This is a genomic window from Niabella sp., assembly GCF_030150205.1.
Lineage (GTDB): Bacteria > Bacteroidota > Bacteroidia > Chitinophagales > Chitinophagaceae > Niabella.
Genome location: NZ_JASLGT010000011.1, coordinates 256,478 through 275,859 on the forward strand (window position 1 = coordinate 256,478; position 19,382 = coordinate 275,859).

Genomic DNA, 19,382 nt, shown 5'->3' on the forward strand with positions numbered 1-19,382 from the left:
GGGTGTTTTTCATTTTTGCAATATACTAAATATATTTAATTTGAAAAAGGTTTTTTGGGGACAAAGGGAACTGGGGGACATGGGGGCTCAATTCTAAAACTAAAGGCACATCCAAAAAATATGCTTTCTCCAAAAAACTTCGTAACTTTAAATCAAACACAACACCTATGACCATCGAAAAACACCCTCGTGGATTTATTCCCGTGCATGGAGGCTACCGAAAACTGATCACTTTCCAGAAGGCTGAAATTATTTATGACGGTACCGTATTTTTCACCGGCCGCTATTTTAAGAAATATGACCGTACTATTGACCAGATGGTGCAGGCTGCCCGCTCCGGAAAGCAGAATATCGCGGAGGCTAGCATTGCGTCCGCCACTTCGAAGGAAACGGAACTGAAACTAACCAATGTAGCCCGTGCGAGCCTGGAAGAGCTGTTACTGGATTATGAAGATTTTTTACGCACGCATAGGCTGCCCCAATGGGATCGCAGTCACCCCTTTTCCCGACGATTTGATCAGCTGAATCAGACGCCGGATGCCAATTATGATACTTTTAAAAAGGCCATTGAACACGAAGAACCGGAAATAAGTGCCAATGTATTAAGATGCCTGGTAAAGATTGCCATCTACCTGCTGGGGAAACAAGTAACTGCTTTGGAACATGCGTTTATCTTTGAAGGTGGTTTGCGCGAGCGTATGACCCAGGCCCGGTTGCAAAAACGGAATAGGGAGTAGTGGTTTTGAGCTAGATTGGGAGACATGGGGGACCGGGGTGACACAGAGATTGGATAGTGGCCGGTTTGATTTTGCAGTAAAGCACAAAAAAAACGATCACCTGCATGTATTACAGATGATCGTTCATTATAGAGAAATTTTTTTGCCGTCCTTTACTAAAACAAAATCGTTTCGCTGCCGGTATGAATTTCAAGCGCCTGTTTTTCGCTGGCTTCTACCCTGCCGATCACCTGTGCATCTACACCCAATGCGGTTGCCACATCTATAATGGCAGTAGCATCTTTTTCATTAGTGTAAATTTCCAGCCGGGTACCCATATTAAATACCTGGTACATTTCCCGGGCATCGGCGCCGCTGGCTTTTTGAATGATATCGAAAATTACCGGCGGGGTAAACAGGTTGTCTTTTACGATCTTTACCTGCTCCGGCACATACTTCATACACTTGGTTTGTCCGCCCCCGCTGCAATGAATAAGCCCGTTGATGGCCTCAAAATGCTCTTCCAGCAATACCTTCATTACCGGGGCAAAGGTACGGGTGGGGCTCAGCAGTAATTTCCCGATGGTGGTCTGAACACCATCAACATCGATGATGTCCGTCATGCCATGGGGGCCGATGTATACCACGTCTTCCGGCAGACCGGGTTCAAAGGTTTCGGGGTACTTTTTGCCGTATTCTTTTTTCAGTACATCATGACGGGCACTGGTGAGACCGTTGCTGGCCAGTCCGCTATTATATGCACTTTCGTAATTCGTTTTTCCAAAAGATGCCAGGCCTACAATTACATTTCCCGGCCGGATCTTTTCATTGGTGATGAGTTTTTTCCGGGGCCAGCGGGCCGTCATGGTACCATTTACCGCAATCGTGCGCACCACATCGCCTACGTCCGCGGTTTCTCCCCCCATATAAGTAATGTCGATACCAAATTTACGCATGGTATCAAAAAACTCCTGGCTCCCGTTGATCACTTCCGACAGTACTTCCGCGGGGATCACCGTTTTATTGCGGTCAATGGTAGAGGAAAACGCCAGCTGATCATAGATGCCCACACACAAAAGATCGTCCAGGTTCATTACGATGGCATCCTGTGCAATGCCCCGCCATACACTGGCATCGCCGGTTTCCTTCCAGTACAGGTAGGCCAGGATGCTCTTGGTACCGGCTCCATCGGCATGCATCACATTCGCCCAATCGGCATCGCCCACCAATACATCGGGGTAAATTTTACAAAAAGCCTTTTCATAAAGCCCTTTGTCCAGTTTTTGTGTAGCAGCATGTACTTCTTCCTTTTGTGCAGAAACCCCTCTTTTGGAATACAACGACATCGATTGATCTTATTTTGTTAAGGCCGCTAAGATAAGACAGGTTTTGCTATTTGAGGTTTGAAGTTTGAAGTTTCGCCGCTAATTTTGCGCCTGATGCACATTCACAGGAATATTGAGGCGCTGCCTGCATTTAAAAATGCTGTTATTACCATCGGCACCTTCGACGGGGTGCACGAGGGCCACCGCAAAGTGATCCGCCAGCTCACCGCCCAGGCCCGGGCTGTAAACGGCGAATCGGTAATTATCACCTTTCATCCGCACCCGCGTAAAGTGGTGAACTCCTCCATCCTGGGGCTTCGCCTGATCAATACGCTGGCGGAACGGATTGAACTGCTGGAATCCCTGGACATCGATCACCTGGTGATCATTCCGTTTACCGAAGTGTTTGCCAACCAGCTCCCGGAAGATTATCTCTGTAATTTCCTGATCGAAAAATTCCGGCCGCATACCATTATCATCGGGTATGATCACCGTTTCGGGCGCGACCGTATGGGCGACTACAAGCTGCTGGAACAATTGCAGGAAAAATACCATTACGAATTACAGGAAATTCCCAAGCACATCCTGGATAATATTTCCATCAGCTCTACCAAGATCCGCGAAGCCATCCTGAAAGGAGATACGACGAGTACGAACCATTTACTGGGATACGATTTCTTTTTTGAAGGTGAAGTGGTCCATGGCGATAAGCTGGGGCGTGAACTGGGCTACCCCACCGCCAACCTGAAGATCACCGATGAGGAAAAAATCATCCCGGGTAATGGTATTTATGCCGTTTATGTTGCCCTGGCCGGGGATCCCCACCTTTTTAAGGGCATGATGAGCATTGGCCTGCGCCCTACCGTAAATGGTACCAGGCGAACCGTGGAGGTGAATATTTTTGACTTTGATGCCTCCATTTACGGGCAAACCCTGCGGGTATATGTAAAACAATTCCTGCGGGAAGAAGTCCGTTTCGATTCGCTGGATGCGCTGGTGAAACAGATCGACCAGGATAAGGTGGATAGTTTGGCGGTGTTGTAAACCGGGTAGCAGGGGCTTTTTCACCCCAGGCAGGTATTGTACAAAAAAGTATCGCCGGCATTTCGGGCGCAATTGGGAAATCGCTGCATCTCCGTCATTAAACAAATACCTCACCCTCTTCTCTGTTTGGGTATTTTCGTAGGGACCTCTCCGCTTCGGTCGAGGTGACGGATACTCTTTCTAGCTTGAGGAATGGAATGTTGTCATTGCAACTTGTTTCGGTTTCTATGGGGACATAATAATTCGCACAGATCCTGAAACAGGAATAGATATCGAAATGACATTACAGGCCTTGAATCTCATTTAAAATATCAAACAAAATAATATAAAAAATTTTTATTCAGTATAGTATACAAGCATATATGCTATTTAATGAAAGATTAATCCTTTACGATGCCCCTTATTCCTGCGTTTATTGCTTCTCCTCCAGTTCCATCAATTTTGTAAAGATGGTTTCATAATCCTTTTCCAGCCGCTGGTTCTCTTTGCTAGCCGCGGCATAATCCTGCTCGGTTTTTACAAAACGGTTCCGGTCGGAATAGATCTGCGGATCGCCCAGGTCTTTTTCCAACTGCGCCATTAACGCCTTATTTTTACTCAATGCGGCCTCTGCCTGCTCAAATAATTTCTGCTGCCGCTGAAGCTCTTTTTTCAACTCTTTATTAATGGGCGTATTGCTTACCGGAACCGGAGGGGGCACCGGGGCAGCTACTGCGGCAGGCTTCGACTTTTGCGCGTTTGCGCCCCGTTTTTCGGCATCGGCCTGCTTCCGCATCCGTTCATTCCAGGCCACCCATTCATCATAAGGGCCCTTAAATTCCTTGATCTTCCCGTCTACGATCTCCCATATCTTGTTGGCCGCCTTGGAAATAAAGTGCCGGTCGTGGCTTACCAGGATCATAGTACCTTCATAGCGGTTGAGGGCATTGATCAGCAGGTCTACACTGTGCATATCCAGGTGGTTGGTAGGCTCATCCAGCATCAGGAAATTGGCCTTGCTTACGATGGTTTTTGCCAGGGCTACCCGGGCTTTCTCTCCCCCGCTGAGGATCCGGATCTTTTTGTCGGAATCATCGCCGCTGAATAAAAAGCAACCCAGCAGCGCCCGTAATTCCATGTCGGTCATCTGGCTGCCGCAGCCCCGCATCTCATCCAGGATGGTATTATCCAGGCTCAGGGCCTCCAGCTGGTGCTGGGCATAAAAGCTTTCTTCTACATTATGGCCCCATTTGCGGTTGCCGGTATAAGACTCCGCATCAGCAATAATGCGCAATAAGGTAGACTTACCCTTTCCGTTGGCGCCGATCAGGGCGATCTTATCACCCCGGTCGATCTCTGCCTTGGCATCACTCAGGATCACATTATCGCCGAATGCTTTTGACAAATGATCCAGTTCCACCAGCACCCGCCCGGGTACTTTATCTACCCTGAAGTTGATCCGCAGGTCGGGCCGCTCAATAGCCACATCTTCAATGCGTTCCAGTTTGTCGAGCTTCTTCATAATGCTCTGCGCCATGGCTGCCTTGCTGGCCTTGGCCCGGAAGCGTTCTACCAGGCGTTCGTTCTGGCGGATATAATCCTGCTGGTTCTCGTAGGCCTTTTGCTGCATTTCAATACGAACGGCTTTCTCTTTCTCATAAAACTCGTAATTGCCGTTATAAAAATGCAGTTCCCGCTGGTACAGTTCCACGATCTTGGTCACCATCCGGTTGAGGAAAAATTTATCGTGACTTACGATCACCACTGCTCCCTGGTAATGCTGCAGGTATTTTTCCAGCCATTCAATAGAAGGTAGATCCAGGTGGTTGGTGGGCTCATCCAGCAACAGCAGGTCTGGCTTGGCCAGGATCATTTTGGCCAGCAATACCCGCATCCGCCATCCCCCACTAAATTCTTTGTACGGACGGTTCAGGTCGGTATTGGAAAATCCCAATCCCTGTAATACCTCTTCCGTTTTGTGCTGGATGTTATAGCCACCCAGCAGTTCCATTTCATGGAGTTTATCCGTGTATTCAAGCAGGGTCTTTTCATCGCCGGTTTTTTCCAGTTCGGTACCCAATTCCTCAATTTCTTTTTCCAGCTGCAGTACTTTTTCAAAGGCACTCATGGCCACCTGTAATATGGAGTCGTTGGTATCAAAGCTCAGGAGGTCCTGGTGCAGGTAACCGATGGTGGTTTCTTTGCTACGCTCCACGGTTCCCGCAGAAGGCGCGTATTGATTTACGAATACTTTCAGCAGGGTCGATTTACCTGTACCATTATAACCGATCAACCCGATGCGCTCATTGGGCTGTATATGCCAGGTAGCGTCCTCTACAATCACCCGTGCACCAAATTCAAACGTAACATTCTGTAAGCCAATTAACATATCTTCCCCCGATTTTTACCCTTCTGTTAAAATAATTGATTGTTTATCAGTATTTTTGTTTTTCTAAAATCTGCAAATTTAGTCAATACAGACGAGTAAATGATACTATAAGTGATATGAAAAAGCTTTTGATCGTTATTGCAGTGTTTGTAGCTGCCTTCCTTGTTTATAAGTTATTAAAAAAAGATAAGCCACCAAGGGAGGAACCGGTTCCCATTGCCGTGAGCAAACACAGCGATGTATTCAACCGTTCTATGGAAGCTGTGCTGGCCGCTTATTATGTAATGACGGATGGTTTCGTAAACTGGGATACGGCCGCCGTTGGAAAAGCCGCCGCATCACTTCAAACGGCACTCACCGATTTTAAGATTAATGAACTGAAGAAAGACAGTGCTATTTACCAAACCGCCCAATATCCCATGGAAACGGCAAAAACAAATACCGGCACGATCATCAGCTCAAAAGACTGGACAGAAAAAAGACATGCCCTGAATGATCTGTCCGATGCGTTGCGGATGTTGCTGCTAACCGTTAAATATGATCAGGCCCCGGCCTACTGGCAGGAATGTCCGATGGCCTTTGGTGAGGGTCAGCCAGGGAACTGGCTCAGTGATAAGAACCAGGTGGTGAATCCTTATTTGGGCAACAACGACCCGAAGTACGGGAAAACCATGATCAATTGTGGAGAAAATAAAATGGCCATCGATTTTACAAAGCCAGATTCGCTTCAAACAAAATAAATCACTTATATTTGCACCCCGATTTATAGCCGGGTAAACCTATTTCTGACTCCGTAGCTCAGTTGGTAGAGCAACAGACTCTTAATCTGTGGGCCCTGAGTTCGAGCCTCAGCGGGGTCACAAGGGACGCAAGCAATTGCGTCTCTTTTTTTAATGGATATTGCCAGCCAATGGAATTTCATTCATCAAGCTTCCACTTGCGTAAGCGCCGCTTTTATAACATGTTGTTTCCGGAACGAGGTCAAAGCAACCCCCTTTTGCTTTTTGAAATATTTGTTCAAATGGCTTTCATCAGTAAAGCCGAACTCTGTTGCAATTTCATTTACCCGCATATCACTGAATTTTAGCCGGTGCTCGATCAGGCGCAGTTTATATTGCGTGATAAAATGCTGCAGCGTTTCTCCTGATCGCCGCTGAAAATACTGCCCGATATAGCCGGCCGAAACGCCAAAGGCCTTCCCGATCGTTGCGGCCTTTAACTGCCCGGGGTTAAAGATATTGTCTTCAATATAATGAATGATATCCAGCAGCTTTTTGTCGGTGTTTTCTGATGCGGCCGGCGGTCCCGCTTTTTCAATATTGCGCGCGGCGATCACGATCAGGGCATTGACAAAATGCTTTACCACATCTTCCTGGTACAAATCGGGATGCTCCAGCGTATGCAGCAGCGATGTGGCGATGGAGGTTACCAGTACATTATCGGCCGGCGTTCTCATAATGCAGCCGGTAAGGTGACGGGCATAATAAAGGATGCACTCCATCTGGTTCATCTTTTTCCACTCAAAAGACCGGATATAGCTGCTGCTGAAGCGCACCATCAGAAATACCGTAGGTTGTTCCAGTTCAAAATGATGCACATCGTCCGGCGTCAGCAGGATCACGCTTCCCGGCCTGAATGCCGTACGGTGAGCATCCATTCCCAGGTGGCCCTGTCCGGTCACCACGATACAGATCTGGAAAAAGTGATTCTGAAAATCCACCGTGGATCCGGCTTCCATGTGCTGACGGACCACTTCAAGCGGTGTGTGCATCATATGTTTTACCATCTGATAAAAGTACTTCTTTTTATAAAAAGTATACCGATTTTTTGAAAAATACCAGTATACTTTAGCAATCTCATAAAAAAAACATTCATGAATCAACAAAAAGAAAAACGGTCCGACCGCCGGGCGCTGGTAGCAATCTGCCTGGCTGCGCTGATGTTCGGACTGGAAATTACCAGCGTACCCGTCATCCTTCCCACCCTTGAAAAAGCACTGGGTAGCAATTTCAGCCAGTTGCAATGGATCATGAACGCTTATACCATTGCCTGTACGATGGTGCTGATGGCCACCGGCACACTGGCCGACCGTTTCGGACGTAAAAAAGTATTTATGATCAATGTAGCCGGGTTTGGGATCACTTCTCTGGTTTGCGGTGCCGCCGGTACCACGGGACTGCTGATCACCGCACGTTTTTTCCAGGGTATGACCGGCGGTGCGATGTTCATTTGTACCATCGCCCTGCTCTCGCACCGGTTCCCGGATGGGGCCCTGCGCAGTAAAGCATTTGCCGCCTGGGGCATTATTGCGGGTATCGGGCTGGGGTTTGGACCTGTTATCGGCAGTCTCATCAGCGCTGTTCTCAGTTGGAGATGGATTTTCCTGATCCATGGCGGGCTGGCACTGGGCACCCTGTTGTTGGTTAAACCCTCCATCGCCGAATCAAAAGATCCCCATAGCGGCCGGCTGGACCTGGCAGGGATACTGACACTGTCAGCCGCCGTATTTGCGCTTACCTATTATATTACGCAGGGGCCGGAAGCCGGTTTCACCAGTATGGCCTCCCTGCTGGTATTGCTGACCGCTGTGCTGCTGATCATTACATTTATAATAGTAGAGCAGCGGCAGCCCTATCCCATGATCGACTTCCGCGTATTCAGAGCGCCCCGGTTTACAGGTGCCATCATGGGATGCATCGGGATGAATTTCTCCTTCTGGCCTTTAATGGTTTTTCTTCCCCTGTATTTCCAGACCGTACTGCATTATGATTCCCTCACCACAGGTATGTACCTGCTGGCCTATACATTACCCACGCTTATATTTCCGCCCCTGGGCGAACGTCTGTCGCTACGGTATGGCGCGGAACGTATCATTCCGTTTGGATTGTTGCTGATCGGAGCCGGTTTTCTGCTCCTGTATGCAAGCAGCGGTACGGGCGGATCCGGCTGGCCGTCCTTTCTGCCGGGTTGCATCCTGGCCGGCAGTAGTTTGGGCATGGTCAATACACCCGTTACCAACACCGCCACGGCCACAGTACCCGGTAACCGCGCGGGGATGGCCTCCGGGATCGATGTCAGCAGCCGGCTGATCACACTTGCGGTCAATATTGCCCTGATGGGCTTCCTGCTATTGCAGGGTACGTTCTCCTATCTGAACAATACATTTTCTGCTGCCGGCGCTAAAGAATTGTTTGAGTTGTCTAAACAATTGGTGTCTGCAAGCCTGACAGCGGAGCAGATCGCCAATAAAGAAACCGCCCTGGGTGCATTGCAACCCGGTGTATTCGGCAACGCACTGGAACAGGGTTTTGGCCGAATCTTTTTGTACGGAGGCGCCGGTGTTTTGGTGCTGGCGCTGATCAGTTTCCTGATTTTTAGAACTGCACCGGCAGGCTGTTCCAGGTTTAGCCGCAGGGGGATCCCGCTCTATAAAAACAGCACGCACCAGGAATGATACCGACCCAAATACCGGTCATGGAAGCCGGCTGCCGTCATCTTAATACACCCTAAAAAATTAAGAAAGAAAAAACATGGCCCTAATTTTTTTGTATCGGAATTAACTTATATTCGTTTGTAATTAAATTTCTTCACTAAAACCCGAATCAAATGAAAAAAGTTCTGGCCATGATTGCCATTGCTGCGTTTGCTTTTGCGCTGCCATCCTGTAAAGGAAAAAGCGATGCAGACATCAAAACCGAAGTGGATGCAAAATTAGCTACCAACCCCGATTTTGCACAGCTTAGTTCCGACGTTAAAGACGGAGCCGTTACCATTTCCGGTACTGTAAAAGACGATGCCACCAAAACCGCCGTAGATCCGGCTGTTAAAGAAGTGAAAGGCGTAAAATCTGTTGTAAACAATTCAACTGTACCGCCTCCTCCACCGCCGCCCACCATCAACCCGGATGACATGCTGAACACCGCTATTGCGGATGCGATCAAAGATCATCCAGGTGTTAAAGCTGAAGTAAAAGACGGCGTGGTAACATTGACGGGTGAGATCAAAAAAGCAGATCTTGCTACTTTAATGCAGAAAGTAAATTCCATTCATCCCAGAAAAGTGGAACAAAAATTAACCGTAAAATAAAAGGAGGACCCAACTATGGCACTGGAAGAAAAATACAAAGCATTAATTGACGCTGCTCATACGGCAGGTGTTGCAAACCTTGCAGTAAGAGAACAGGATGGCGTTTTATATATTGACGGCGATGCCCCCAGCGGAGCGGTGAAAGACCAGCTCTGGAGCATCTATGACCAGATCGATCCAAATTATACCAGTGGCGATCTGATCCTGAATGTAAATGCCAAAGCGGAAGCCGGCTCTAAAGTACGGGTAGCTACGCAGGAAACGGCGCTCAATATCCGCAAGGGCCCCGGCACCGATCAGCCGATTGTTGGCAAGGCTCAGAAGGACGAGATCATCACCCTGATCAGTCAGGCAAATGACCAATGGTCATCCGTACGTACCGACGATGGTACCGAGGGGTATGCCTATTCACAATACCTGGAGCCTGTAGCATAAGCAGGGTGCCAAGGATCTTTTTAAACCGTTCCCTAACCGGAACGGTTTTTTTATATAGCAATCATTCCCGCAGATTTCGCAGATACAAAATAGAAACATCAGTGAAGATCGGCAGGAAACACTCCCGCAGATCCACGCAGATAAAATACAAAAATCGCTTAAAAAATCTGTGCCATCGGTGAGCAAAAATAAAGCAGGTATTGAACGCGACACAATTACATCCAACAACACATCGGCGAAGACCAGCGCAACCAATCCGCGTCAATCAGCGGGAAATATTCCCGCAGATCCACGCAGATGTATTACAAAAATCCACGGAAAGAAATCTCTGCCATCTATGAGCAAAAAAAAGCAGGTATTGAACACGACACTATTACATCCAACAACACATCGGCGAAGATCAGCGCAACCAATCCGCGTCAATCAGCGGGAAATACCCCCGCAGATCCACGCAGATATAATACAAAAATCCACGGGAACACAAGCGCATACATTATGAAGAATGCCCCCTAACCTCTCCTACCAAAAAGATACTGCCGCAAACCAGGATCAAATCATCCGCATGCGCCTGCGCCTTAGCAGCATCCAGTGCCGCATTTACATCCGGCCAAATGGAACCCTTTAATTGGAGTGCTACTGCTTTTTCCGCCAGTTCGCCTGCTGGCAGGGCCCTTGGCAGGTTGGCCTGGGTAAAATAATACAGGGCGGCGACCGGTAATAGGGAGAGTACTTTATCGATGTCTTTATCTTTTACCATACCCAATACCAGGTGCAGCTTCCGGTACGGCGTAAGTTCCAGCTGGTTCAGTACCTGCCGCATCCCGTCTTCGTTGTGCGCTACATCCAGGATGATCTTCGGGTTTTTATGAATGGTTTCCCAGCGGCCATGCAGTCCGCTTAATTTTTTAGTATGTGCAATCCCTTTTGCAATGGCTGCTTCGTCCAGTGCAATATTCATTTGTCGCAGTTGCCGGCAGGTTTCCAAAACCGTCAGCAGGTTCTTTACCTGGTAGGCCCCTGAAAGCTCCAGTTGATACCGGAGATGATCGACGGAGTCCGGCTTCGAAACCTCCGCCACCAGTGCATCGTCCTGATAGTACCAGCTTTCCGGATGAAATACCTGGTCTGCAAAATAAATGGGCGCCTGTTCTTCCGCTGCTTTTTTAATAAATACCGGTGCCGTTTCCGGATGGGTTTCTCCAATTACAACCGGAACCTTTTCCTTAATAATGCCTGCTTTTTCACCGGCGATCTTTGGCAGTGTATCGCCCAGCAACTGCACATGATCCAACCCGATATTGGTGATCACCGAAATTACGGGCCGGATGATATTGGTACTATCCAGCCGCCCTCCCAGCCCGGTTTCGATCACCGCAAAATCTACCTTCTCCTTTACAAAATGATCAAAGGCCAACGCCACCGTGATTTCAAAAAAACTGGGCTCCACCCGTTCGATCTCCGGTCGTATTTTTTCAATAAATGCCACCACATCCTGTTCACCGATCATTTTTCCGTTGACCTTAACCCGCTCGCGGAAATCCGTCAGATGGGGAGACGTATACAACCCGGTTTTATAACCCTGGCTCTGCAGGATGGAAGCCAGCATATGGCTCACCGAGCCCTTGCCATTGGTACCGGCAATATGAATGCACGTTAATTTGGTTTGCGGTGCTCCCAAAAAAGAGCAGAGCGCATTTATATTTTCAAACCCGGTTTTAATAGCGACGGCACCCACGCGGCTAAACATGGGAAGTTGGGCATAAATATAGTCCAGCGTTTGCTGATATGTCATAATTAAAAACACAAAGATAAGCAGCACTATAGCTTAAACCTTGGCATCTGTATTTTTAGCTGCTTAAAAAATACCCGTGGATATTTATCCGATAAATGAAGTCTTTTACCTATTTTCGCAATCCTTAAACGGGTAACGCCGGTCGTTAGGGAAGTTCTTTATGATAAAACAGGGATGCATTTTATATGTAACCTTAAATTCCTGCCCGGGTGGCGAAATTGGTAGACGCACCACCTTGAGGTGGTGGCGCTGGTAACTCGGCGTGCTGGTTCGAATCCAGTCTCGGGCACAAAAAGGTTGTAAGTAATAAACTTGCAACCTTTTTTTATGCGCTTTTTGGTAAAGGTAAATTGTGGTAAGATTGTCACTGATACATTTTATTAGAATGAGGCATCTTTTTAACACTTGGCTTATTTAAAACGACACTATCGATGACATCTAAAACGGAAGATATTCGAATAGCTTTTGTTGGATCCCGGGAATGGCTTAACGGACAATTTTCGTCCAACTGAAAAAATTTAGTCCTGGTATTACCTTTTATGTAAACGTTTGTCGGGATCTTCGGCATCATATCGCAATCATCATAAATCATAACTGTATCTGGGAAGCTTAGTATGCCGCTGTTAACTAATTTTTCCTTTATATAGTTATACTCTTCTGGTGCAAGGTCAAAGGGAGTTGCAACCTTCTTTCCGTTAACGATCACCCAATAGGAATGAGTGGTCAAATCAATCCCCTTAAAACCATAGTCAATTATAACCGACAAATTTGAAAACTCATTGCGCTGACTTATATTGTTTTTAGGTAACGACAGATCATGAATATGCTTATCGTTATAGCTTTTACAACTTAAAACAAAAATGGTTACTGCAAATAACAATCTGAACATGCTCCGGTATTCTTTTTTCAGGGAATTACTACACTCAGCATTCCTGCTGAACCCATCCGGTATAAGATGCATTGTGCTTGAAATTCCATACCCGTCTTAGTGTTAGCGATCATTTTCTTATGCTACAGCATTCTGCTCCTATTCATACTTAAACCAAACCGTTTCGTTACAATACTGATCCGCTATAGCCCGCAGGAAAAACATGAGCAATGGTCTTGCCTGCCTATATATCCGTATTTTTCCATACGCCCCTTCGTCGCGCGGCTTGCCGATCGCATCATCCTGCTTTTTCCAGACCGTTAACATCCTATAGGTTAACAAAACTTCCGGCAGGGTTCCAGCTCTATTTTTGGGGTTCGTAATAAAGGATGATTCCTCCGGAATCAAAGGTCTTGGTTTTTATAAGCTTAAGCATCATTTGTTCGTGGATATTTTTAAACAAGGGAAGACCGCTACCCGCTACCACGGGATGGATGCAAAGCTGATATTCGTCAATTAAATGAAGATTGGTTAGTTGTACAATCAATCCCGGGCTGCATATTAAAATGTTTTTGTCTCCCCCATCTCCCGGTTGTTTAAGTGCCAGCACCGTTTCTTCAAGCCCCTGACGGGCCAGCGTTGCAGTTTCCCAGTCTACATTCTTCAGCGTGTGTGAAAAAACAATTTTCGGGATACGGTCGATGGCTATAGCAAATTCATCCATTGATTTATTACCTGTTGGATTTTTCACCATGGGGCGCCAGTATTCCATCAGCTGATAGGTAATCCTGCCATATAACGCAATAGCCCCCTTATCCAATAATTCAGTATAATGCTGATGGAGGGCTTCATCCGGAATACCAGCCGTATGGTCGCAAAACCCATCAAGTGTCATATTCATTGCGGCAATGATCCTTGTCATTTTCTTGGTTTTAATCAATGATCGCCTACCTGGATCCGGTTCAACGTTATTCCGGCCTCCGGCCATGGCCTATAAAATTATAAAATCTTCGTGGATCATTGCATATTCTTTGCGGTAAAAGATAAACCGCAAGGCAAAAACCTATACCCACAGCTTAACATAACGCCGTTGCGGTCTTTGCGGATTCTTTGGGCTCTTTGCGGTTAACTCCTAAACCGCAGAGGACGTTATGCGGTTCATAAAGAACCACAAGACGGCCGTCTCACAAATAAATTTTTCTCAAAAATAATTGCGCAACCAAATAATTGCATTTACATTTGCAATCACTTAGTTGCATAATATGATTATCAGACGCGACGTTTTTCAGGCTATTGCAGACCCTACCAGGCGACAGATCATTGATCTGCTGGCGCAGGAGCCCCTCAATGTAAATGCTATTGCGGAAAAGTTCGACGTAAGCCGGCAGGCCGTTTCCGTGCATGTAAAGATCCTTGCCGAATGCGGGCTCCTGGTGATCCGGCAGGAAGGAAGAGAACGGTACTGCGAGGCAAAGCTCGAAAAGCTGGGTGAGGTGGCCTCCTGGGCGGCACAATATAAGAAATTCTGGGAAGGCCGGTTTGGCGCCCTGGATCGTTATTTAGATACTGTTAAAACCCAAAAATCAAAAAATGGAAAAAGTACAAAGTCCCGCTGAAACAGGTTCACAGGAAGTATGGATCACCCATATTTTTAATGCTGATCCGGAAACCGTTTTCCGCGCGTGGACAGATCCTCAGCAACTGGCGCATTGGTATGCACCCGACGGCTGTACTATCGATTTCAAAAAAGCGGATATCCGGAAGGGAGGTCATTATCACTCCTGCATCCACAACCCGGTGCATGGTGATTGCTGGTGTAAAGGAACTTACCTGGAAGTGGAAACGCCCCGGACATTGGTATTTACAGCGGAGGTTACAGACGAAGCAGGTAATGATATTGATCCTGTAACTGCAGGTATGCCCGCCGATTGGCCGGCAAAAACCGTAGTAACCCTGCAATTTAAACCGCTGGGCAACCAAACGGAAATGACCCTGCATCAGACCGTGGCGGCATCATTGGCAAAAGCAACCGGGGCCTTCCCCAGCTGGATCGAAATGTTTAACCGTCTCAACAAGCAATTATGAAACGGGCATGGATCCCTGCCGCTTTATTCCTGTGCTATACCGCAACGGCCGGCGGCAATACTATCCCTGCAATAAATAAGGGGCTTATGATACATGATACCGTTCCGTTCCAATCCGGTTACTCAAAAGTAAACGGAATAAAAATGTATTACGAAATATATGGCAAGGGTGCACCGCTGGTATTGCTCCATGGCGGCGGTTCTACCATACAAACCAGTTTTGGAAGGATCATTCCGCTACTGGCACAACACCGCCAGCTGATCTGTGTGGAGCTGCAAGCCCACGGCCGCACGGAAGATCGGAATACGGGTTTGTCGTTTGATCAGGATGCCGACGATGTAGCTGCATTATTACAACATCTTTCGATTTTGAAAGCAGACTTTTTCGGATTCAGTAATGGAGGAAATACAGCGCTCAAAATGGCTATCCGGCATCCGGAACTTTGTAACAGGATCATTGCCGGCTCTGTGTTGTTAAAAAGAAACGGAACGGTTCCTCAGTTTTGGGAATCGATGAAAAACGCGCGGTTTGAACAAATGCCGCAAGCCTATAAGGACGCCTTTCTCCGGGTAACCCCCGATACTGCAAAGTTGCGGAACCTGTTTCTGCGCTGTGCTGAGCGGATGAACAATTTTACGGATTTCAGCGATATGGAAATGCGATCGATCAGGGTTCCGGTGCTCTTTATCAACGGTGATGCGGATGTGGGCAGTACGGAGCATATTGCAGCCATGGCAAAGCTGGTTCCCCACAGTAAGATCGCTATTATTCCGGGAGGTCACGGGGCCTATATCGGTGAAATGGTGGCATCCCCGCCCGGCGATACATTGTACCGGTCTGTGATACCGGTTCTGACGCGGTTCCTGGATGGGGAACCATAGCGGATACCCGCATATGTATAATATCTGCGTAGGTTGCGCATCCTGTTTTTTGAATACCATATGCCTGTCTGCATGCTGTAAATAGATCCGGAGACCGTATCAATGATTCCGGATCTGTTTCATTGCCGGAGATCATTGCTGTTGTCTCTGAAAACTGGCTAGCTGTTTCCGGTGGCAGTTCCCCGGGTATTTTAGCCTCCTGGTGGTCTGTTAACATAATCATTGATTTTAAATATACAGCAATCGCACCTGGTACTTATTTTCCGGACATAGCATCAGAACCCTGCGTTTTTACAATTTTATTATAGATCCCGAACAGTAAAAACGGGGCCACCCATTGTCCGATAAAAAGCGCCCGGTGGTTTTGCTTACAGATCTTTAATGTAAGTGATGTTACCATTGCAGCTACGGCTGACCATAAATAAACATCCGACGGAATTTTTGCGGTTTGCTGTTCAATTATTTTAGCGGATACACCTTCTGAATGATTGCCCATAAATAAATTTTTACAGATTAAAAATTACCTGGATTGTAATTACAGCTTTCTGTTTTTTAAACAACGAAGCCGGCACTACTCCAGGTGTTGTCAAAATGATCCTGGGATTTCATGTTCAAATAATCTGCCACGAGCGCATTTGTAGCGATACAATTTTCCAATGAGGCCAGGCAGGACGGCCGGGCCAGCTAAAACAGCGGCTTCCGGAAAAATAGATTTGTGTTCCGGCTTTTAACCGGGCCATTTTTGAGGCGGGTATACCACAATGTGTTGCAATTTTTCCTGCATGGTTAGCAGTTTGTGCGGAACATCCTATGACCCCGACAGCCGTTTGCTGCAACTGCATTGCAAATGCCTGATTAAGAAAAACAGGCTGGATGTCAAACACCGTTTTTGGCCCACCGCTTGTTATAATCTATTTCAGGTTTCCGCCTGATCGACCGGCAGTTTTTCAAAAAATACATTCTTGGAGTGCCATGCAGCTAACATCAGGCAAAGAAACCGGAGACAGTGATTTTATATTGCTTAATATCTAAATATAACGATCATGCAACAAACAATAAGCACAATTGAAAACATGCCTTTAGGCGCAACCGGGTATAGGAACAGCAGCACCTGGAGCGGGCATCCTGCCCCCGATGCTCCGGAAGACCTGCCTGAAGCTGTTCCCGCCGGATCAGGGAAAGAGCGGATAGCGCCTGAAATCCCCGTTCCCCGCACAGAAGAAAATGAAGTTCAACCGGATGGTACAGTACCTGATGAAATAGCGCCTTTGCAGGAAGATGAAAGCAAAGAACCGTTGCAGAACCAGGAAAATAACAGCCTTCAATTGCGCTACTATTCATTCAGATATCCGTCCCGATCATCAACGCGTATGTTTTGCGCCTTTCGTGGCAAGCGATTTTTCTAATGCAGAAAACCTCTTGCCTTTTACGAATTCAGCAACCGGCGGCTTCTGCTTAAAATAAGATCCGACAACCAAATCCAAAATGCGGTCATGGGGCGTTTTTTTCTCAATCCTGCAACATATTTGTATATACTTTTCACCATCTAAAAAAGAAGTCGGTGTGAAGAATTATACCTGAGAACCATTTGCCGTACGCAGATCTGCTGCAGGTATTATAAAAAATACAGATCATAACACTGGCATAGTTCCTGTATGCACAACACAATGGTACTTTTTACCATACTAGACAGCATTCTTGCGGGAATCATTGGCACATTAGCCATGACGGTATTGATCCGTTTGATAGGTAGGGTTGCCAGTTACCGGCTTTCTGTACCCAGGATCCTGGGGACCCTGCTAACCTTTAAAGCAAGTCCTGCGGGCTATCTATCTCCACGCCCGTCTGTATTTATATTGGGCACGGTTGCCCATTATCTTACCGGCATCTTTTTTACGCTGCTTTATGCCTGGCTGGTATGCATCGAAGTACTGCCACAGGGATATGTAAACGGATTGTTGTACGGGAGTACCCTTGGCATACTGGCCGTGATCGTTTGGTATATAACGCTCCGGCTGCATCCGTTGTCTCCGGCCATTCCCCTGAGGCTTTTCCTGGTGGCGATCTTTGCCGGTCACCTGGTATTTGCAGCAGGTATTGTTACGGCTTTTAAATTCCTCCTTACCATCTTTTAATATTGTATTATGAATAGAGATGCTTATACCACCACCCCCTGGCAAGACGGTTTTCACATCCGCATCGCTGAAAAAGAGATCAGGGACACGCTGTTTGATGTGATTATCGTTGGTGCAGGAATCACGGGTATTACAACAGGCCTGCGCTTACAGCAAGCCGGTAAAAAATGCCTGATCCTTGAAGCGCATACCGCTTGTTTTGGCACCTCTTCCGCTACCACAGCGCACCTGAACACCGTATTGGATACTACTTATCCGGAGCTTATTAAAAAATTCGGAGCCGATCAGGCACTCCTGGTAGCGCAGGGTGCCCGGGAAGCCATTGACTTAATCAAAGAACATATCCGGCAGTATCAGATCGATTGTGACTTTGAAGAAAAGACCGGTTACCTGTATGCCCAAAATAAAAAAGAAGATGCCGAACTGGAGCAGATGCTCGAAGGCATACTGGCCGTTGGAATCGAAGCCCGGCCCAGCCTTACCACCCCGGTACCGGTTCCCTTCACAACAGCAATCCGCGTTCCGGAACAAGCCCAGTTCCATCCCTTAAAATACCTGTCGGCGTTAATCAACCAGTTCCTTAAAGCCGGAGGAATCGTAAGAGAAGCTACGATGGTTCAAAAAGTAGAACAAAATGAAGGCATACAGGAAGTAGATACCACAACCGGCCAATATCGGGCAGTAGACCTGGTATGGGCCACACATATTCCGCCGGGCGTTAATCTCCTGCATTTCCGATGTGCACCCTACCGCTCCTATGTTTTAGGCATCACGCTCGAAGACGATTCCTACCCGGACGCCCTGGCCTATGACATCGAAGATCCCTATCACTATTTCAGAACAGCCTGGCACGAAGGCGTACCATTGTTAATTACGGGCGGATGCGACCACAAAACCGGACATGAGGACAACACTGAACAGGTGTTCCGCGAACTGGAGGCCTATGCCGGAAAATATTTTAAGGTTGCTGCAATCCCCTATCGATGGTCTTCACAATATTATGAGCCGGCGGATGGCCTGCCCTATATCGGGCGGCTTCCGGGGAATAATGATCACCAGTATGTGGCAACCGGCTATAGCGGGAACGGAATGATCTTTGGTACACTGGCCGGACGTATCCTCGCGGATCTGATTACTGACAGCTATAATCCGTATGCAGCTTTACTGGCGCCATCGCGGATTAAACCGGTGGCTGGTTTCAGCAATTTTGTGAAAGAGAACGCAGACGTGATAAAGCATTTTATTGGAGACCGGTTGTCTGTAAAAACACTTGAAGTATTTGCCGGATTGGGCACTGGTGAAGGGCGGGTGATCCAATATGAAGATCAGTCGATCGCGGCTTATAAGGATGAACAGGGTAAGATCTACACACTGGATCCGGTTTGTCCGCATGCCGGCTGTATGGTACAATGGAACAATGCTGAGCGCAGCTGGGATTGTCCCTGCCATGGTTCCCGTTTCGATGTAACCGGAGCCGTGTTAAATGGACCATCACAAAAAGCGTTACATCGATTATCCATATGATTGATTGCTCCTATCTACATTATTTTGTTAGAAACCTGGAAAAACCACCCGGCTCCTTTTATCTTATTCGTCACAGATGGAGGATTTGGTAAGGATCCCTCCGCTACGGTCGGGATGATGGTG

The 19,382-nt window shown here is 47.3% G+C and carries 19 protein-coding genes and 2 tRNA genes; 14 read left to right on the forward strand and 7 right to left on the reverse strand.

What is annotated here, in order from left to right; translation table 11 throughout:
* The first annotated feature begins 167 nt into the window (after positions 1-167).
* Entirely contained in the window at positions 168-737 is a 570-nt protein-coding gene (locus Q1V85_RS11415) for a four helix bundle suffix domain-containing protein (protein WP_300600000.1), read from the forward strand.
* A 155-nt stretch (positions 738-892) separates the two neighbouring features.
* On the opposite strand, the gene Q1V85_RS11420 is transcribed toward Q1V85_RS11415, so the two are convergent.
* Complete coding sequence (locus Q1V85_RS11420; RefSeq protein WP_300600002.1) at positions 893-2,062, reverse strand: AIR synthase related protein; 1,170 nt, start codon at positions 2,060-2,062, stop codon at positions 893-895.
* A 93-nt stretch (positions 2,063-2,155) separates the two neighbouring features.
* On the opposite strand from Q1V85_RS11420, the gene Q1V85_RS11425 reads away from it, so the two are divergent.
* The gene (locus Q1V85_RS11425; RefSeq protein WP_300600005.1) at positions 2,156-3,085 is read left to right on the forward strand and encodes a bifunctional riboflavin kinase/FAD synthetase; all 930 of its coding nucleotides are present in this window, start codon (positions 2,156-2,158) and stop codon (positions 3,083-3,085) included.
* A 412-nt stretch (positions 3,086-3,497) separates the two neighbouring features.
* Here the strand turns inward: Q1V85_RS11425 and Q1V85_RS11430 are convergent, their stop codons facing one another.
* Positions 3,498-5,453, reverse strand: coding sequence for an ABC-F family ATP-binding cassette domain-containing protein (locus Q1V85_RS11430; protein WP_300600006.1), 1,956 nt, complete (start codon positions 5,451-5,453; stop codon positions 3,498-3,500).
* Positions 5,454-5,569: 116 nt separating this feature from the next.
* Between Q1V85_RS11430 and Q1V85_RS11435 the strand changes: the two genes are divergently transcribed.
* Both Q1V85_RS11435 and Q1V85_RS11440 read left to right on the forward strand, forming a co-directional pair.
* The gene (locus Q1V85_RS11435; protein WP_300600008.1) at positions 5,570-6,193 is read left to right on the forward strand and encodes a DUF3347 domain-containing protein; all 624 of its coding nucleotides are present in this window, start codon (positions 5,570-5,572) and stop codon (positions 6,191-6,193) included.
* A gap of 47 nt (positions 6,194-6,240) precedes the next feature.
* A tRNA-Lys gene (locus Q1V85_RS11440) sits at positions 6,241-6,313 on the forward strand.
* Between the two features lie 65 nt (positions 6,314-6,378).
* On the opposite strand, the gene Q1V85_RS11445 is transcribed toward Q1V85_RS11440, so the two are convergent.
* On the reverse strand, positions 6,379-7,227 hold the full coding sequence (locus Q1V85_RS11445; RefSeq protein WP_300600010.1) for an AraC family transcriptional regulator: 849 nt from the start codon (positions 7,225-7,227) through the stop codon (positions 6,379-6,381).
* An 84-nt stretch (positions 7,228-7,311) separates the two neighbouring features.
* On the opposite strand from Q1V85_RS11445, the gene Q1V85_RS11450 reads away from it, so the two are divergent.
* The 3 genes from Q1V85_RS11450 (at position 7,312) to Q1V85_RS11460 (ending at position 9,974) form a co-directional block, all read left to right on the forward strand.
* Positions 7,312-8,907, forward strand: a complete 1,596-nt coding sequence (locus Q1V85_RS11450; RefSeq protein WP_300600110.1) for an MFS transporter — start codon at positions 7,312-7,314, stop codon at positions 8,905-8,907.
* 152 nt (positions 8,908-9,059) lie between these two features.
* Positions 9,060-9,539: a BON domain-containing protein gene (locus Q1V85_RS11455; protein WP_300600012.1), complete on the forward strand. Its 480-nt coding sequence runs from the start codon at positions 9,060-9,062 to the stop codon at positions 9,537-9,539.
* 15 nt (positions 9,540-9,554) lie between these two features.
* Entirely contained in the window at positions 9,555-9,974 is a 420-nt protein-coding gene (locus Q1V85_RS11460; RefSeq protein WP_300600013.1) for an SH3 domain-containing protein, read from the forward strand.
* 493 nt (positions 9,975-10,467) lie between these two features.
* Here the strand turns inward: Q1V85_RS11460 and Q1V85_RS11465 are convergent, their stop codons facing one another.
* Positions 10,468-11,766, reverse strand: a complete 1,299-nt coding sequence (locus Q1V85_RS11465; protein ID WP_300600015.1) for a folylpolyglutamate synthase/dihydrofolate synthase family protein — start codon at positions 11,764-11,766, stop codon at positions 10,468-10,470.
* Between the two features lie 203 nt (positions 11,767-11,969).
* Between Q1V85_RS11465 and Q1V85_RS11470 the strand changes: the two genes are divergently transcribed.
* Positions 11,970-12,055 (forward strand) — tRNA-Leu (locus Q1V85_RS11470).
* Positions 12,056-12,130: 75 nt separating this feature from the next.
* Here the strand turns inward: Q1V85_RS11470 and Q1V85_RS11475 are convergent.
* Positions 12,131-12,655, reverse strand: a complete 525-nt coding sequence (locus Q1V85_RS11475; protein ID WP_300600017.1) for a hypothetical protein — start codon at positions 12,653-12,655, stop codon at positions 12,131-12,133.
* Positions 12,656-12,998: 343 nt separating this feature from the next.
* Complete coding sequence (locus tag Q1V85_RS11480; RefSeq protein ID WP_300600019.1) at positions 12,999-13,556, reverse strand: dihydrofolate reductase family protein; 558 nt, start codon at positions 13,554-13,556, stop codon at positions 12,999-13,001.
* A 346-nt stretch (positions 13,557-13,902) separates the two neighbouring features.
* Here Q1V85_RS11480 and Q1V85_RS11485 point away from each other — a divergent pair, with 346 nt between their 5' ends.
* Genes Q1V85_RS11485 through Q1V85_RS11495 form a run of 3 tightly spaced genes read left to right on the forward strand, consistent with a single transcriptional unit; the run spans position 13,903 to position 15,600 of the window.
* Positions 13,903-14,250 (forward strand): metalloregulator ArsR/SmtB family transcription factor, encoded by a 348-nt coding sequence (locus Q1V85_RS11485; RefSeq protein WP_300600112.1) that lies wholly within the window; start codon positions 13,903-13,905, stop codon positions 14,248-14,250.
* Complete coding sequence (locus tag Q1V85_RS11490) at positions 14,225-14,719, forward strand: SRPBCC domain-containing protein (protein WP_300600021.1); 495 nt, start codon at positions 14,225-14,227, stop codon at positions 14,717-14,719. Before Q1V85_RS11485 ends, Q1V85_RS11490 begins: the two co-directional genes overlap by 26 nt.
* Entirely contained in the window at positions 14,716-15,600 is an 885-nt protein-coding gene (locus tag Q1V85_RS11495; RefSeq protein ID WP_300600022.1) for an alpha/beta hydrolase, read from the forward strand. The genes Q1V85_RS11490 and Q1V85_RS11495 overlap by 4 nt, the downstream gene beginning before the upstream one ends.
* 256 nt (positions 15,601-15,856) lie before the next feature.
* Here the strand turns inward: Q1V85_RS11495 and Q1V85_RS11500 are convergent, their stop codons facing one another.
* Entirely contained in the window at positions 15,857-16,096 is a 240-nt protein-coding gene (locus Q1V85_RS11500; protein WP_300600024.1) for a hypothetical protein, read from the reverse strand.
* 547 nt (positions 16,097-16,643) lie between these two features.
* On the opposite strand from Q1V85_RS11500, the gene Q1V85_RS11505 reads away from it, so the two are divergent.
* The 3 genes from Q1V85_RS11505 (at position 16,644) to Q1V85_RS11515 (ending at position 19,259) form a co-directional block, all read left to right on the forward strand.
* Positions 16,644-17,006 (forward strand): hypothetical protein, encoded by a 363-nt coding sequence (locus Q1V85_RS11505; RefSeq protein ID WP_300600026.1) that lies wholly within the window; start codon positions 16,644-16,646, stop codon positions 17,004-17,006.
* A gap of 249 nt (positions 17,007-17,255) precedes the next feature.
* On the forward strand, positions 17,256-17,735 hold the full coding sequence (locus Q1V85_RS11510; RefSeq protein WP_300600028.1) for a hypothetical protein: 480 nt from the start codon (positions 17,256-17,258) through the stop codon (positions 17,733-17,735).
* Between the two features lie 9 nt (positions 17,736-17,744).
* Complete coding sequence (locus Q1V85_RS11515) at positions 17,745-19,259, forward strand: FAD-dependent oxidoreductase (RefSeq protein ID WP_300600030.1); 1,515 nt, start codon at positions 17,745-17,747, stop codon at positions 19,257-19,259.
* Positions 19,260-19,382: the final 123 nt, after the last annotated feature.